The sequence below is a fragment of the Blautia sp. SC05B48 genome (assembly GCF_005848555.1).
Classification (GTDB): Bacteria; Bacillota; Clostridia; order Lachnospirales; family Lachnospiraceae; genus Blautia_A.
In genome coordinates this window covers 1948950-1964775 of record NZ_CP040518.1, presented here as the reverse complement: position 1 = coordinate 1964775, position 15826 = coordinate 1948950, and the positions used below count along the sequence as shown (strand labels likewise).

General features: G+C 39.6%; 14 protein-coding genes and 1 pseudogene. 2 read left to right on the top strand and 13 right to left on the bottom strand.

The features are described from left to right. Nucleotides 1-277: 277 nt before the first annotated feature. Nucleotides 278-520 carry a DUF6870 family protein gene (locus EYS05_RS09030; protein WP_118512617.1) on the bottom strand — a complete coding sequence of 81 codons (243 nt, stop codon included), beginning with the start codon at nt 518-520 and terminating at the stop codon, nt 278-280. Between the two features lie 108 nt (nt 521-628). Here EYS05_RS09030 and EYS05_RS18060 point away from each other — a divergent pair. Continuing rightward, a pseudogene (locus EYS05_RS18060) lies at nt 629-814 on the top strand (helix-turn-helix domain-containing protein); the annotation flags it as partial. Between the two features lie 158 nt (nt 815-972). Here the strand turns inward: EYS05_RS18060 and EYS05_RS09020 are convergent. Next, a complete protein-coding gene (locus EYS05_RS09020; RefSeq protein ID WP_118623330.1) occupies nt 973-1824 on the bottom strand; it encodes an NAD-dependent protein deacetylase, SIR2 family in 852 nt (283 codons plus the stop codon). 319 nt (nt 1825-2143) lie between these two features. Continuing rightward, on the bottom strand, nt 2144-3052 hold the full coding sequence (locus EYS05_RS09010) for an NAD-dependent protein deacetylase (RefSeq protein ID WP_138277040.1): 909 nt from the start codon (nt 3050-3052) through the stop codon (nt 2144-2146). A gap of 54 nt (nt 3053-3106) precedes the next feature. On the opposite strand from EYS05_RS09010, the gene EYS05_RS09005 reads away from it, so the two are divergent. Continuing rightward, nucleotides 3107-3376 carry an Rrf2 family transcriptional regulator gene (locus EYS05_RS09005; RefSeq protein WP_118512620.1) on the top strand — a complete coding sequence of 90 codons (270 nt, stop codon included), beginning with the start codon at nt 3107-3109 and terminating at the stop codon, nt 3374-3376. An 87-nt stretch (nt 3377-3463) separates the two neighbouring features. Here EYS05_RS09005 and EYS05_RS09000 read toward each other — a convergent pair whose 3' ends face one another. The 10 genes from EYS05_RS09000 to EYS05_RS08955 all read right to left on the bottom strand — a co-directional run bounded on the left by EYS05_RS09000 (nt 3464) and on the right by EYS05_RS08955 (nt 15822). After that, on the bottom strand, nt 3464-4375 hold the full coding sequence (locus tag EYS05_RS09000) for a radical SAM mobile pair protein B (protein ID WP_118512621.1): 912 nt from the start codon (nt 4373-4375) through the stop codon (nt 3464-3466). 8 nt (nt 4376-4383) lie between these two features. Then, complete coding sequence (locus EYS05_RS17810) at nt 4384-4518, bottom strand: hypothetical protein (RefSeq protein WP_256372095.1); 135 nt, start codon at nt 4516-4518, stop codon at nt 4384-4386. A 96-nt stretch (nt 4519-4614) separates the two neighbouring features. Next, the gene (locus EYS05_RS08990) at nt 4615-5205 is read right to left on the bottom strand and encodes a hypothetical protein (RefSeq protein ID WP_118512622.1); all 591 of its coding nucleotides are present in this window, start codon (nt 5203-5205) and stop codon (nt 4615-4617) included. Further along, nucleotides 5202-7640 carry a glycoside hydrolase family 3 C-terminal domain-containing protein gene (locus EYS05_RS08985; protein ID WP_174235840.1) on the bottom strand — a complete coding sequence of 813 codons (2439 nt, stop codon included), beginning with the start codon at nt 7638-7640 and terminating at the stop codon, nt 5202-5204. The genes EYS05_RS08990 and EYS05_RS08985 overlap by 4 nt, the downstream gene beginning before the upstream one ends. Nucleotides 7641-7666: 26 nt before the next feature. Beyond that, the gene (locus EYS05_RS08980; RefSeq protein ID WP_138277038.1) at nt 7667-10528 is read right to left on the bottom strand and encodes a glycoside hydrolase family 3 C-terminal domain-containing protein; all 2862 of its coding nucleotides are present in this window, start codon (nt 10526-10528) and stop codon (nt 7667-7669) included. A 140-nt stretch (nt 10529-10668) separates the two neighbouring features. Then, nucleotides 10669-11976, bottom strand: coding sequence for an ATP-binding protein (locus EYS05_RS08975; RefSeq protein ID WP_138277037.1), 1308 nt, complete (start codon nt 11974-11976; stop codon nt 10669-10671). A 23-nt stretch (nt 11977-11999) separates the two neighbouring features. Continuing rightward, the gene (locus EYS05_RS08970; RefSeq protein ID WP_118512626.1) at nt 12000-12704 is read right to left on the bottom strand and encodes a LytR/AlgR family response regulator transcription factor; all 705 of its coding nucleotides are present in this window, start codon (nt 12702-12704) and stop codon (nt 12000-12002) included. Nucleotides 12705-12907: 203 nt separating this feature from the next. Further along, a complete protein-coding gene (locus EYS05_RS08965) occupies nt 12908-13657 on the bottom strand; it encodes an ATP-binding protein (RefSeq protein ID WP_117593148.1) in 750 nt (249 codons plus the stop codon). 136 nt (nt 13658-13793) lie between these two features. Beyond that, nucleotides 13794-13988 (bottom strand): hypothetical protein, encoded by a 195-nt coding sequence (locus EYS05_RS08960; RefSeq protein ID WP_015542178.1) that lies wholly within the window; start codon nt 13986-13988, stop codon nt 13794-13796. 16 nt (nt 13989-14004) lie between these two features. Beyond that, complete coding sequence (locus EYS05_RS08955; protein ID WP_138277036.1) at nt 14005-15822, bottom strand: cobaltochelatase CobT-related protein; 1818 nt, start codon at nt 15820-15822, stop codon at nt 14005-14007. Nucleotides 15823-15826 lie beyond the last annotated feature (4 nt).

The window sequence follows — 15826 nt, the reverse complement described above, 5'->3', positions numbered from 1 at the left end:
ACATCGCTCCTAACCCGCTTAATTCCATCGAATAGAAGTCAGAAACCATGTATCACGTTCATTTTCCCTGACTTCACATTAACATAACATCTGTGTCTTCGCAAAATTTTTTTCGTCTTTCATCTGCTATATCAACTCCGTTGTTACAGTTCACAGAAAACTGCGAACTGTAACATTCGCAGCTCTCATTTAAAGTTTTGCTACGCAAAAGGAGCGCTGCTCACACCTGAATCATGTTCTTGCGCACCTGAACAGCAAGTGTTCAGGTGCTGAGCGATCAATAGCACTCTATCCGCTTTTTGAGATAATCACTGAGTGCATCCGTTGCCTCAAGCTCCCCGGTCATTTGCACAACCACCACATAGCCTTCATTCATATGAGCATATGGCTGATCACCGGATTTATCCAGAAATGTTTCCACCTTTTCAGAAATCGTTCTGTCCATATCCGGAGTTAATTCTTCAATATCTTTTAACTGTTCCAGATCAACACTGGAATCTAACACTGACTGATTCACCATAATGCTCACCTCTTTTCCAACATATTCCTGATAGAAGTCGTCCCATCACTTCAATTTTCTCAAACTCATCACCTTGCCTTTCTTACCTGTTTTCCTAATGTTTCTTTTGGTATGTGGTTTAATTATGGGATTCTCAATAATTTTCTGAAAGAATGGACTCTTAGAAAAGAAGAACTGAAATCTGGTAAAATTACCAAAGATGAGTATTTTGAATGGAAAATCAACTGGCCGCAGACTTGTGATGATTGTGGAAAACGTGAACCGTCAAAGCAATGGCGATGCTCAAACGAATAGAATTTAGCGAAACTTAGCAAAACTTAAATTTATTATATTTTTTCTCTTTAACTAATGGAAAAGGCACTAAAAAACCAATATTTCTACGGTTTTCAGTGCCTTTTTTGCATTGTCCATTCAAAAAAATTAATTGCCCAAATAGAAATATATAAACAACCCTATAGGTTCTCTCTTGCCAGACATATTTCTTTCAGCGCCTCCCCAATATCTCCATCTACCCCGATCGACTTTCCGGCAATTTCTGAAGGAATATAGACTTCTCCTTTATTGAAGGTGATATAAACTGCTTCAGGTTCAGAAGCAGCAAGGCTCATGAAAGGCTCTTTGATCATACGGTTTCGCCATCCCACGCCCAATTCCAGAATCGCTAATCTTTTACCATGATATTTCTTAATAAAGTTCTGATAGTCTTGCATTTTCTTTTGGAACTGTTCGGTCTGAAAGAATGCATTGCTGTTTGCCATATTGACCGTAACTGGCCCTCCACAGCAGGAACAGCATGGGACCAGTTCTGAGGGGATCTGTCCGTTTTTTTCAGCTTCCGCCATTTTGAGAATTTCATTCTGGTTTTCGTAAGGATCTGTTCCGCATCCATTCTGGCACCGGGACTGGGTGAGACGGCCTTCCATCTCAAAGACTTTATCCCTGTCAAATCCTGCAGGCACGAAATGGTCCTCGCCATTGGAGGTCACAATAAAATAATCTTTGGAACTAACCAGACGATACAGATCCTCCATTACAGGACCGGGCTGTTCCAGATAACATTTCCGGCTGATCAGTCTGCTGAAAAATGCCCATTTAGATTCTTCTGTAGGATACTGAAAGAATAATCCCTGCAGTATGTTTCTGATCCCGTATCTACTGCGGAAATCTCCGAAATCTTTCTGAAACCAGTGATCATCTGCAAAAATATTATATCCTTCTGAAATAGATAATCCGTTACTGGCGCCGATGAGAAGAGCATCTGCTTCCTGGATAGCTTTATAAATATTTCTGAAGTTTTCTTCCATAATGTTATTTCTCCTTTTCCAACTGTATCCGAAGTTCCTTTAATATATCTGCCAGATTGCCTTGCAGGTAAAGACTTCTCCCTTTTTAATGTTCCGGAGCAGAAGAGGCTTCCCGGTTCAGACAGACGTAAAACACCTGGCTGTTACGGGCCGTCATCTCCCAGAAAGGCAGTCTGATCACCCCCGGTGTCATCTCTCTAATCTTTTCCGGCAAGTACAGCCTTAAGAGCCAGATATAGCTGACCTGTAGGCAGATGCCACATACTGTAAATATATTTTGTATAGTAGGCCCATTGCTGTTCCAGGGATGTCCTTGTGACTATGCTTCTCCATGCTCCTTGTTTCCCTCTTTCTTTACCCGCACTGCCTCCTGCAGCACCAGGGCAATGTCTTCTTTGATAGCCAGCCCCTTCTGTTCTATTTCTTCAGGAAGAATGGCGTCCTTTGGATTAATGGTAATGTAAAACGCCTTAGGCAGGGAGTATGTGAGATTCCAGAAAGGTTCCTGGATAAACATAGGGGTCATTCGTCCTACGCCCAACTCCAGAAAAAGGATCTTCTTCTCTTTATTCTTTTCCAGAAATTCGTTGATCTTCCGGTATTCGTCTCTATACTTGGCACCTTCCAGGAATGTATATCCCCGTACCCAGGGCTCCATCTGGGCTCCGCATTTTGGACAGCGGGGGATCATTTTGGCGGGGATACACAGATTCTCGTCAATAGCTGCATTCATGGCATAGACCATATCCTTGTTGTAATAAATCTGGTCATGACATCGGCGGCTGCACTGATAATAGCGGAAATCACCCTGGATGGCGCTTAATTTTTCTTCGGACACCACACGGGTAAACTGGAAGTCCTGATTGGTGGTCATAATATGATAGTTTTTACCCTCAAGGAGTTCCATGAGATCGTAGTAAGGCTGTCCTGTAGGACACTCATATTCCATATAGCCCATACGTACAAGAAATGCCCAGTGAGCTTCCGGGGAAGGATAATGATAGTAAAATCCGTTAAAGGCTCCGGTAAATCCATATTTTTTATGGAAATCCCCCAGATATTTCTGAAATATCGCATCATTCTGATAGAAAAAATTATAGCCACAGGAAGCGGACATGCCGGCTGCTGCTCCTACCAGAATGGCTTCAGCAGAATTAAGTTTATCTAATAAGGTCCGGGCATTTTTTTGATATGCATTTTCAAAAACAATATTTTTCATTGGCTGCATGGTTGACTTTCCTTTCTTTTATTGTTATTATTAAAATTACATCAAAATTGTACCATGTTAAAATATAAATTACAAGAAGAAAAAGAGCATCTGACCAGTGCCCAGATTGCAAAAAGTGTAAAAACAAATCCTGCCTATATCCGGCAGCTGATGTCCGCGCTGAAAAATGCAAGCCTTATCTCCAATACCCAAAGCCAGGCAAACGCCTGTCTTACCAAACCTGCGGATGAAATTACTATGCTGGATATATACCGGGCAGTGGAGGGAGAAAAGCCTTTGCTTCATCTTGATATTGATACCAACCCAGAGTGTGGAGTATACTGATAATAATAAAGAGACTGTAACATTCATGGAAAACTATGAGTTGTTTCAGTCTCTTGAGGCACCTCTTTTACATCTCAACTTATTCAATCATTTTTTGCGCCGCCCTGTATTTTCCGATCCCCGTACTTCTTCATGATAGAAATAGTCCACGATTACAGGATGGCCTGGCTCTGCGCGGTCATAAGGCAGTTCGTTGTCTACAAAAGGACAGTCGTATTTTTGGGACATCTGTGCTGCCTGGTTTTCCAATGCCCGAAAATAACTTCGATCTCCCTTGCGATAGATTTCATCATACAGGGTAACAAGGTGAGGATAATATTTCTGAATATAATCCAGGATCTCCTGTTTGAAACCACCGCGGAGATTTAGATTTTCTAACCATACCAGGTCACACTGATCTTTCACACGTTCAAAAATCTTTTCAAAATCTGTGATGCCCGGAAATACTGGGGAAATGAAACAAACCGTGCGTATTCCGGCTTCGTATACCTGCTTCATTGCCTCAAGTCTGCGGCTGATGCTGACAGCTTGATCCATGTCTGCCTGAAATTTTTCATCTAATGTGTTGATCGACCATGAGACAGTGACTTTTCCCATTTCTTTTAGCAAGTCAATATCCCGGAGTACAAGATCCGATTTCGTACAGATAAGGATTTCTGCACCGCTATTTTTTAACTGTTCTAAAATCCTGCGGGTATTTCTTATCTCCTTTTCCTGGGGCAGATACCCATCTGTCACGGAACCAATCACTACCCGTTGGCCTTTATATTTTCTCGGGTTTTTAATTGCCGGCCAGTGTTTTATATCCAAAAATGTCCCCCACGATTCGGTATGCCCGGTGAACCGTTTCATAAAAGAGGCATAGCAGTATTTGCAGCCGTGGGTACATCCTACATAAGGATTGACAGAATATCCCCCTACCGGAAGACTGGATTTAGTCATGATATTTTTTGTTTCTACATCCCGGATCAGAAGATCCTTTTCCATTATTTTTTCCATGCGTTCTGTTACTCCAAAACCCGGATAAATGCAGAGGGCAGATCCTGGATCATTTGATTATCTCCCATAACGGGAAGTAGATCCTCTTTCATAAACACCGGTTTTGAATCATCTACAATCAGAATTTTTTGTCTTTTATTCATATTTTTTTACCTTTATCCTTGTTGATTTTATGATGTTCCAAATCATATCAGATTGCATCATTTTAATACCAGTTTCTAACATCTTGCTATTTTCTTCTATTCAGCCTTCCCCTCTGGGAAAATAATTTTAAACACAAAGAAAAAAATCACCATGGAAACTCCACCTGTAATAATTGTCACAAGCATGTTATAGACTGCCGGTGCCACATATGCAGATGCAACTGGCATCCACAGATTATTAAATCCATTACAAATCAGTGAAATTACCACCCATGCAACAAAATACCAGATTGCCTGATATACAGGATTTCCATGGCTTTTAAAGGTAATATTTCTCTGAAGTGGAAAATTGATACACTGTGCAAGAAATGACCCCAATTCATAACTGATAAAATAGCCAAGTCCACCACCGATCAATACATTCCCCGTTGCATCACGCAATACATTATACCCCAGCAAACTCCATGTAAATTTTACTCCAAACAGATTCATAGAAACCTTTGGCCACATAAATTCTATACCAGCCAGACCAATTCCCAAAATCCCTGGTAAAAATGTAAATACCAGATACTGGAATACTGTCACGCCCATACTGAATATAACAAAATAGAATATCTGATAAAGCCATTTTGCAAAAACAGAATGTTTCTCTTCAAAACATTTCCATATATTTTTTATATGATTCATCTGCGCTTCCCTCCGTCTCCTTTTAATAATTTTTCATATTTCTTATTATTTCTTCTGTTTCTGAAATATCCGCCAACTACTTTCTTTACTCCAAGCATAAAGTGGCCATTCACAGCATCGACAATTCCATATACCATTTCCATACTGACTGCCCCGCCGGTCATCTTGGCAATCCCCCGAAACGGCATATTGTAAATAAAAAGAATATTCAGATCCGGCTTTCCCTGTGCCTCACTCTTCTTTTTCATTTTTGTGAGACATCTATATATCAGTCTTGCAAGTCGGCTTTTTGCATAATACATCTGACAAATTGCATCATTAATTTCCAGATTTCCACTCCATCTCCCGTTCGGTATCTCATGGCCAAGAAGTTCACGAAATTCCTCATCTGATATTTTCTGCACGATTCCTGTATAATAGTAAGGCATTTTTGCCGGATTATACGGATACCCTTTACTATTTCCAGTTCTCTCAGTCATACCTGTTAAACGAATATCTGCAACACTGGCTCCTACCATAATCTGATAAGTTCCTGTTTCTATTTCCCACTGTCCCGTTTTTATATTCCAATAACGGAATGTCTTATCATCAAAGGGAATCCTGAGCTGTCTGCTTTCTCCTGCCTTTAGATAAACTTTTGCAAAACCTTTCAGTTCTTTTTCCGGTCGGAACACGATTGCATTAGGAAGTCCTACATACATCTGAACAACCTCAGCTCCATCTCTGTCACCTGTATTGGTAACCGAAACTTTGATTCCATCCTCTTCTATGATAAGATCAGAATATGTAAATTCCGTATAGGAAAGTCCAAAACCAAATGGAAACTGCACCCGTACTTTTGAAGTATCATAATAGCGATATCCTACATAAACACTCTCGCGGTATTCCGATGTTTTCTCATTACTTGGATAATATCGAAATGCCGGTGTCTGTTCATAAGATATGGGATATGTTTCTGCCAGTCTTCCTGATGGGTTCACCTTTCCGGTCAGAATATCCAATGTTGCAGAAGCGCCTGCCTGTCCATTCAGATAGCCATGCAAAATCGCTTTGCAGCAGGTGTGCCATGGCATTTCTATCGCTGATCCAGCACTCAGTATTCCAATAACATTTTCATTCACCTTACTAATATCCTGCAGAAGATCGATCTGATCCTGCGGAATACGCATATGGGTTCTGTCCAGTCCTTCTGATTCACTGATCTCATCAAGACCAAAGCAGAAAATTACAATATCCGCATTCATAGACAAATTTAATGCAAACTTTCTATCATTCTCATCTACATCTCCATTTCTATGATAGCCTCTTGTCATTCCCAGAATATTCAGATCATATTGTTGCAAAATCGATGACATATCTTCTACTTTTGTTGGATTGACCATAGAAGATCCTGCCCCCTGATATCTGGGTGAAAAAGCAAAATCTCCAATAACAGCGATGGATTTTTTGGTATCCAGCGGAAGAATCTGTTTTTCATTTTTTAGAAGAATCATGCTTTCTGCTGCTGCTTTCCTTGCCAGTTGATGATGTGCGTTTCTGTCAAAGTTTTTATCTGAAAGCTTCTTTCCTGATGTCAGTTCCATCACTGCATCTACCAGTTCTCCAACTCTTTCATCCAAATCCACTTCCTTCAGCTTTCCTTTTTGGACAGCAGCAATCACTTCTCTTGCAGAATCATACCCACAGGACGGCATCTCCAGATTTGAGCCGGCAGCAACACCTTTCACATGGTCATTGCTTCCGCCCCAGTCTGTTATTACAATTCCATCAAATCCCCAATCTTTGCGCAAGATGTCTGTCAAAAGATGTTTGTCCTCATTAGCATAAATCCCATTAATCTGGTTGTAACTGCTCATGATTGCTTTTGCGTGTCCTTCTTTAACAGCTATCTCAAAACCGGTCAGATATATTTCTCTTAATGTCCGTTCGTCAACAACTGCATCCATTGCCATTCTCCGAAGTTCCTGACTGTTAACCGCCAGATGCTTCGGGCAGGCATAAACGCCTTTACTCTGTATTCCACGAATATATGATGCTGCCATCTTCCCGGAAAGATATGGATCTTCTGAAAAATATTCAAAATTTCTTCCACATAATGGGCTTCTTTTAATATTCAATCCCGGACCAAGCAGTATATTTACATCCATACTTGCTGCTTCCTCTCCAAGAGCCTGTCCAATCTCTTCCCCCAGATCCTGATTCCAGCTGTTTGCAATCGTCGCTGCTGTGGGAAAACATGTCGCATTTAAGGATGCATTCAGTCCCAGATGATCTCCTGCTCCTGCCTGTTTTCTGATTCCATGTGGTCCATCTGAAAGAAAGATGGACGGGATGGAAAGCCTGTCAATTTCTCTGGTCTGCCAGACAGTTTTTCCACTGAGGATTGCTGCCTTTTCTTCTATTGTCATCTTTTCAACCAATTTTTGCTGTTTCATAACTGTTTTCCATCCCACTTTCATCCTTATTCAGCATTCTTTCTTTTCTTATATCCTCTGATTACCAGTACTTCCATTCCTGCCATGAAAAGTGCTATTACAATGTCGATTCCAATTCCTGCTTTTTTCCAGTTTTCCATACCTGTTTCTTCGTGTTCTCCATCATAAGCCCAGCTGCTTACAACTGTATACATGACATTTTTGCAGGCATTCCTCATCTGAAGTACAGATGTTGGATGCTTCTGATTGGCTACATTGTTCTCTTCTCCGTTGAATGTGGACAACATTGCATCTACTCCATTCGCCAAAGCTGCATCTGCATTCATAAATCCATGACCATTGTTTCGGAAGAAGTCTGTAAGCGCCATTCCCCTGAATCCCCATTCATCTCTGAGAACTGTATTCATAAGGTTGCTGCTTTCTCCAGTCCATTTATCTCCAAGAAAACTCCAGGAAACCATAACCGCATTTGCGCCACCCTGTTTTACAGAAATTTCAAATGGTTTCAGATAGATTTCTCGGATTGCCTGCTCATTTGACCAGACACTTACCATCTTTGCATTTCCCTCATACAGAGCAAAATGTTTGATGTAAGAATAAACTCCATATTTTCTTGCTCCTTCTACTGCTTTTGCTCCCATATTTCCTGCAAGAACTCCATCTTCTGAAAAGTATTCATAGTTTCTTGCTCCAAATGCGGTTCTATGAGTATTCATACCTGGTGCATACCAGCCCTCTGCACCCATTTCCTGACTCATCTTGCCCATGCATTCACCCCAGGCCTGTGCAAGTTCCTTATTCCATGTGGAAGCAACCACAACTTCAATTGGAAATCCAATAGAACCAACTCCTGTAAAGTTGTTATTAATTGCTGCTGGTCCATCGAAATCAAGTGTAGCCACTTTTCCCACAGAATCCATGGCTGCTGTCTGATAACCTGCCATTGCAATCATATTTGCCATTTCATCAACAGTAAGCTGATCCAGAAGTTTTTCCCAACGAGGATCGTCATAATCAGCATCACGCATATCAGCTAATGTAAGTCCATTATCTGCTCCCGTTGTCGGCATTACATCCTCATCATTGAGATATGTAGTCTTATCAAAGTTGCTGTTCAGATGATATTCAGAAACATATGGCTCACCCAGCTCTGCAGATGCCGGTGCTACTGTAGCCTCTTCATAATTTGCAAAATGATCTGCTCGTGATAAATATGTCACATCGCCTTTTGCATCTTCAAATACATTTGTTGCTGCAGTATCATCTGATGCTCTTTTATTTTCTCCCTTATATACTACATCAGCATCTGCAGTATAAGTTTTCTGATCCAGCACAGTGTGTGAATCGCTGTTAATAGAGATTATATAGTCACCTTTTTCAAGAACATATGCTTTTGCATTATTCTCATCATAAGATGCCATATCTTCTATACTAAATGTAACTGTAACAATCTGAGATTCTCCCGGCTGAAGCAGATCTGTTTTTGCAAACTCGATCAGATTTGCAGAAGATTTCTCAATTCCCCCATTTGTATATGGCGGTTTATAATACACTTCTACTACATCTTTCCCGGCAACATCTCCGGTATTGGTTACTTCTACATCTACAGAAATCTGTCCGTCTTTTTCCTCCAGTTCACCCATTTTCTGTTCAAATTCCGTGTAACTCAGACCATATCCAAATGGATACTGTACAGTCTTATCGTAATCAATCGCACCTTCCTGTGCAGCTGTTTCATAGTACTTGTATCCTACATAAATGCCTTCCACATAATTGGTAAATGCCGGAGCATACACCTGCGCAGTTCCTGCGTTCATTCCTTCAACAGCCATATCTGCCAGATTTGTATACTCTATTTTTTCTGCATTATTCCACCACGGAGCAGTCGTCATATCATAAATAAATGTATCCGGTGTTTTTCCGGAAGGATTGACTTCACCTGAAAATACTTTACCAAGTGCATTAAATCCCACATTTCCCGTTCCGGGGCACCATACAACAGATTTAATCTGAGGATATTCATCTGCGAAACCAAGTTCAAACTGATTTGCCCCATTATAAATCACAATCACATTATCAAAGTTTGAGCAAACCATATCCACCATATCTCTCTCAGTTTGTGAAAGCTGTAAATAATGCTCTCCCTCAGGAAAATCATCATATTCATCTGAATTATTATCATATGCTGCTTTTTTTACATCCATAGGAATATCATTATGACCTTCACCTGCTTTTCTGGAAAGAACCACAACTGCCACATCAGAATACTCTTTCGCACTTTTAATAAGCTCATCATCGTAAGTATCTACAGGTGGCTCCGGTAATGTCCAGCTCTGTTTCTGGATAGACATTTCCGGATTATCTGCACCATAATTGTTATAAAAATCAACCAGTTCCTGGTTAATAGAAAATCCGGCATTTTCAAGTCCCTGATTCAGACTGACAATATCATACAGATCATTAATTCCACCGGAACCAGCTCCTCCGTAAGCCGGATTAATAGATTCCCAGCCAAAAATATTCAGTTTTTTTGTTTCATTTAAAGGAAGCAGGCTTTCATTCTTCAGAAGAACAATTCCGTCTTCCATAATTTCTTCTGCTACTTCCGCAGCTTCTTCATTTGTTTCATCACTTAAAGTTCCATTTCCCGTTGCCAGTCCAATCAACGTAGCCATTGGTCCAAAACAGATCATATTCACGCAGACAACAACTGCAAGAACCATTGCGATCGCAGCTTCCCCTCTTATCAGAAATCTTTTGTCCCTGGACATCCTGCGGCATGCTATCATAATTACGATTCCAATTACAAGTGCAGCAATAATACCGATAATATACGGTTTGCATAATTGTAATACCGCCAGAACATCTTCCATTTCAACACTGATCATTCTCTTTTTCCTCCTTTGACTCTCTTGTCTTTTTCAGGTATCATTTCCTGTTGGCATTACTATAACATGGTCATTATTTCGTGCCGTTTTTGGCACAAGATGCAGCAAATATGGCACAAAATACAAAAATACCCAGAGTATTACAATACTCTGGGTAAAAGAATCTTTAATTCAAACCAGTTCTGCTGTACTCCAAATACTACAGAACCATCATATTTTTCTACAGCTTTACGAATACTCTTCAATCCAAAACCATGGTTTTTACTATCCTTTTTTGTTGTTGTAATCAGATCTTCTTCATTTTTGGAAATTTCTGCTTCACAATAATTCTCTATCTTGATAAACACAAATCCTTTTTGAGCGGATACTGTCAGATGGATCAGTCTTTTTTCCGGATCTGAAATCAAAATTACATGTTCAATCGCATTATCCAAAGCATTTCCAAATATAGAACATATATCTGTTACATGCATATGATCCAATAATTTTCCATCTGCCACACAGGTAATCTGTATATGATTTTTTCGACAATGGAAAATCTTAGCTGCCAAAATCGTATCAAGTACCTGATTCCCCGTTCTGCTTATATTTTCAAAGGCAGCGATTTCCTTTTCCATGGAATCAATCCATTTTTTTCGTTTCTCTTCATCTGATTCCGCACGAAGTCCCGTTATCTGGTGTTTCAGATCATGGTATTTCATTTGTATAAGATCCAGGCTGTCCTGATAATTTCGGTATTGATCATACTGGCTTTTCAGCATCACGTTCATTACTGAAAGTTCTTTCTCGGCAACATACTCACTGATCCTGCTCTGATAAGCATGCAGGATTGCAATTCCTCCAAAATCGATCAGTGTTCTGATAGAAAAAATATCTGCACGTTCTCTGCTCGCAAATGGTGCATTTTCATTTAAAAATCTCAGATTACTAAAAGCAAAGATTGCAACAGCCATGATTGCCGCCGCTGCTACTTCCTTTACTGTCATCTGTTCAAGATAATTCTGCTTCAGGAGATCTTTTTCTAAATAAATATTAATAGTAAAGCAGCCTCCAAAAATAACCATCGTGATCAGAATTTCAACCCAGATGCTTTGATTCCCCCATGCCTGTACAATAGATACAATCTGCCACTGCAGCGAAGCTACAAACTCAGCAAGAACAAATGCACGGGCACAGCAATAAGCCGCTCCCAGAGGCTTCATATTTCCTCCGACCATAAGAAATCCATACATCATACCTGCAGCGATCATCATACAGGGAACCCACAAAATTTCAGTTACGCTGCCTGTCAAAGTCAGAAAGATACTCTGCATTGCCAACATGAAAAGACTGCCTGTAAGAAAATGTACAGATTTCATGTTTTCTTTTTTTAGGATATAAAGATAAACCAGACATGATCCCCACTCTGCTATTGCCGTATAAATTCTCGGAATATCCTGATATAACATAGTATCCTCCATTTCGCATGAAATCATTCCATATTGAGGTTTTGCAGAAGCACATTCATGAATTCTTTTTTTCTGGTTCTGCTGACAGGTATATGTACATTATGGATCACACAATCAGAACCAACAAATCCCTCTACATGATTCATATTTACCAGATATCCCTTTGCACATCGAAAAAAATTATGTACCGCAAGTTTTTCTTCGAGTTCTTTCATCGTAATTCTTGAACAGTAATCTCCTCTCGAAGTATAATAAATTACATTATGTCTCTGCCCCTCAATAAAATAGATATCTGCTATATCTATCTTTACAACTCCTTCCCCAATCGGAATCGTAAGAAATTCTTTAACCTCAGAGCGCATACGTCCAACTGCTTTATCCAGTTTCTGCGAAAAAGAAAAGTACTCAACTGGTTTTACTACATAATCCATTGCATCAACTTCATATCCACGTACTGCATATTGAATCATATTTGTAATAAACATAATAATTACTTTCTGATCCATCTGACGGATTTTTTCTGCTGCTGTCATACCGTCCATGAACCGCATCTGAATATCCATCAGAATAATGTCAAAACCGCCACTGTAATTCTCAGTGATATCTTCTCCATCACCAAATACCGTAACCTTTATTGATCTTCCCCTTTCCGTTTGATATTTTCGGATATACTCTGTTAATTGTTTTACATAAATTTCTTCATCTTCCACAATTGCAATCTGTATCATCCTATACCCTCCACAAGAATTACATTCTTTGTAACTGTTCAATCACACAATATAGTCCCAGGTTTTTATTGTTATTTTATAAATAACTTTTGGTTCAGTATATCACTGCTTATTTCTTGCGTCAAGTGGATGTAATATTACAAATTATAGCTGTATGATCTGGTGTTCTTTTATCATATATCCACAGTAAATCTCCTCATTCTTTAAATAGAAAGTAGAAATTCTGTTAAGTTTTCAATAGCATCTGGTTTTTCTGATAGTTCTTTCCCCATCAGTCCCTCTCCCATAATACCAGGATCCGCACTAAGAGATACAGCGACTCGACTTGAATTCCATACAGCTTCATACATCATTTCCTGATTCTCTTTTGTTACTTTATTGAGAACGTAATAAAATGGTTTTCGAATACTTTCCGATAATTCCCCGATTTTTTTGGAAAGCTGTAGGGATTCATAGGATGGATCTATGATTATCAATATCAGATCTACACCGTTATCAATTCCACGTCCAAAGTGTTCAATACCAGCCTCCATATCCATTAGCGCAAATTGGTCTTCTGTAAGCCTGAGATTTTGGATGAATTGAGTCATAACAGTTCCCATAGCACAAGAACACCCTTCATTTGCCTGATGAATTTTTCCACTGGTCATCAGTTTTACACCGTCCTTCAGGCTATAATAATCTTCTGGTATATCATCTATAGTCCAAGTTTCCTCAAAAAACTGATGAGTAAATTTTGATAACATCATATCATTTAAAACATTTTGCTTACCACCGAAATAGTCTGTAAAATCTCTGGGAAGCTTCATACCTAGCTGTCGGTGCAGACCATAATTAGATTCATCGGAATCAATTACCAAAATTTCTTTTCCTCGTCTGGCTAAAGCCTTAGCCAAAAGACTGGTTACTGTACTTTTTCCACATCCACCTTTTCCGCAAACTGCTATTTTCATCTCTATATTTACTCCTTTTCTTTTTTCTAAATAATAAGCATTACATATGACCATACTTCAAACTGTTTTCGAAAAATAATTAAATTAATATAATGTCTATTTTGCCATTACATCAAATATCTCTCTTAAATGCTTCTTACTCCACTTCCTCCAGTTCTGTTCCTTCTGGAAGAATATATCCGCAGTTATCACATACTCCGTCCTCTGCAAGTATCCCGTCTTTCACAAAGGCTTCAATGCCTCCCGGTTCATGACAGCGTGGACAATCTAATTCCTGTATCTTTTTCTGATTTCTTACATCCTGGCAATTGGCAAATTCAATTTTACCCATAGTGATTTCTCCATTTTCATTCCATATCAATTTGTCTTCGCAAAAAAGTTCCTACCATACGGGAAAAATTGCTGATATTACGAATATAGGCAAAGTCTTTTCCATAGATTCTCTTTTCCACGGAGAGTTCTTCTTCATTCCCTACAAAAATACCAATCACGAAAATTCCCTGATTTCTGGCCCGACGCACCTCATAAGCAGTATCTTTCACAGCTCCTTCTCCGTCATAGATCTTGGGCTGGCGGGTTCCTGGTCGTTGTATGCTCATATCACAGGGTTTTCCATCACTTAATACGATTAAAATCTTATTTTTTTCCGGTCGCTCCATGAGAGAGGAACAGACGGTTTTCAGTGCAAGCCCATCTCTGTTATTGGCATATGCCCGGAATTGAAAGATTCTTTCATTTGTTTCCCTTGGATCTTCATAATCCCGAAATCTCTGAAGTACTGTATATCCCCAGAAAGCACAGTATCCTGTCACCCGATGAGGAATTCCTGCCTGGCTTAATGCTTCACTGATAATATATCCCTGAGCCGCTACCTGAGCCTGTCTGCCAGCTTGGGAACCACTGGAATCAATCAGGACGTCTATTACAAACTCAGAATCTTCAGATCTCTTTTTTCTATTAAATAACTTGTCATCGTCTGTTCTTCCAATTTTCCATAACCTCTCAGGAACAAGCTGCCCTGCATCAGATCTGCTGACAGAATCATCCTTTCGGATTATAAATGCCCGTTTCAGTGACTCTGCCAACACAGAAATATTTCTTTTGATGATCCAGTGATTATTTCCATAATAGGCTTTATTTTTTTCAAACTGCAGCTGAGAAAAACGGTATTGATTATTTTTTATGACTGGGTTCTGTAAAATTCCATCTGTAAGATACAGGATACAGTTTTTGTGGATTCCTGTACAAAATTTCCGGTTGATTCTGGCCTGCTCCGATTCACTTAGATGCGATTTCCCGTAATTCAGTTCCACATATTCCCGTATCCGTCGCACTGCCTGTGGATTTATATTCTCCGAGCTTTCCGAAACTTCTTCATTTTCCGGAGAGAAATAAAATCTTTTTTTCTTTTTGTTTCTGATATCCAGACTCATCATCTTTTTTTTGAGATTAGAAAGATATTTTTGAATGATGTCTTCCATCTGTTCATCCGTCATGCATTCCTGCCACGCGTCATTGGCCAACGCCATATCCGGTAAATTCAGAATCTTCTCCAGATTTCCATTCCTTTTTTCAAAAGAGGGATCCAGAACATGATTATAAATCTCATCTATCACGTTTATGACCTCTTCCGTATTTTCCGCATCCTTCAAAGAAAGAATCTTGTACAATGCAATCTCTGCCTGTGGATCCATTCCCTCATCGTCTGTGTTCTCCAGAACATGCCTTATATACAGAAGCCTAATCCTGTGAATCAGGTCTGTTCCAGCTTTGTCTGATACCTGCTCTTCCTCGGCCTTTTCCAATTCTCTGAACGCCTGTTCTCTGATTTCCTTTGTTCCCAAACGTTCTCGAATGATAAAACGATTCACTGCAGCATCCATGCATAATCCAGCAAGAGGCAAGAGCATATCTTCTCCAGCAGAAAAATGTAATTTTTTCATCAAATACATGCCAAGTTTCTTCTGATCAAAATATCGTGCAAAGGCACCCTGCTTCACTGCCTCATATAGAACCGTTTGTTTTGAATAAACATATTTTTCTGTGTCCGGTTCAAATTCTATATCATAATCACCACTGACTGTCCAAAAAAGATTTCTGATACGATTACTGATCTCCAGACGATGTTCTTCCAGTTGTTCCGCCGGCCATCTGACATCCTCCATACAA

What these genes read in the sequence shown, in the direction of transcription:
- EYS05_RS09030 (WP_118512617.1), bottom strand. Translation starts at nt 520, where the DNA reads ATGGTGAATCAGTCAGTGTTAGATTCCAGTGTTGATCTGGAACAGTTA.
- EYS05_RS09020 (WP_118623330.1), bottom strand. Translation starts at nt 1,824, where the DNA reads ATGGAAGAAAACTTCAGAAATATTTATAAAGCTATCCAGGAAGCAGAT.
- EYS05_RS09010 (WP_138277040.1), bottom strand. Translation starts at nt 3,052, where the DNA reads ATGCAGCCAATGAAAAATATTGTTTTTGAAAATGCATATCAAAAAAAT.
- EYS05_RS09005 (WP_118512620.1), top strand. Translation starts at nt 3,107, where the DNA reads ATGTTAAAATATAAATTACAAGAAGAAAAAGAGCATCTGACCAGTGCC.
- EYS05_RS09000 (WP_118512621.1), bottom strand. Translation starts at nt 4,375, where the DNA reads ATGGAAAAAATAATGGAAAAGGATCTTCTGATCCGGGATGTAGAAACA.
- EYS05_RS17810 (WP_256372095.1), bottom strand. Translation starts at nt 4,518, where the DNA reads ATGAATAAAAGACAAAAAATTCTGATTGTAGATGATTCAAAACCGGTG.
- EYS05_RS08990 (WP_118512622.1), bottom strand. Translation starts at nt 5,205, where the DNA reads ATGAATCATATAAAAAATATATGGAAATGTTTTGAAGAGAAACATTCT.
- EYS05_RS08985 (WP_174235840.1), bottom strand. Translation starts at nt 7,640, where the DNA reads ATGAAACAGCAAAAATTGGTTGAAAAGATGACAATAGAAGAAAAGGCA.
- EYS05_RS08980 (WP_138277038.1), bottom strand. Translation starts at nt 10,528, where the DNA reads ATGATCAGTGTTGAAATGGAAGATGTTCTGGCGGTATTACAATTATGC.
- EYS05_RS08975 (WP_138277037.1), bottom strand. Translation starts at nt 11,976, where the DNA reads ATGTTATATCAGGATATTCCGAGAATTTATACGGCAATAGCAGAGTGG.
- EYS05_RS08970 (WP_118512626.1), bottom strand. Translation starts at nt 12,704, where the DNA reads ATGATACAGATTGCAATTGTGGAAGATGAAGAAATTTATGTAAAACAA.
- EYS05_RS08965 (WP_117593148.1), bottom strand. Translation starts at nt 13,657, where the DNA reads ATGAAAATAGCAGTTTGCGGAAAAGGTGGATGTGGAAAAAGTACAGTA.
- EYS05_RS08960 (WP_015542178.1), bottom strand. Translation starts at nt 13,988, where the DNA reads ATGGGTAAAATTGAATTTGCCAATTGCCAGGATGTAAGAAATCAGAAA.
- EYS05_RS08955 (WP_138277036.1), bottom strand. Translation starts at nt 15,822, where the DNA reads ATGGAGGATGTCAGATGGCCGGCGGAACAACTGGAAGAACATCGTCTG.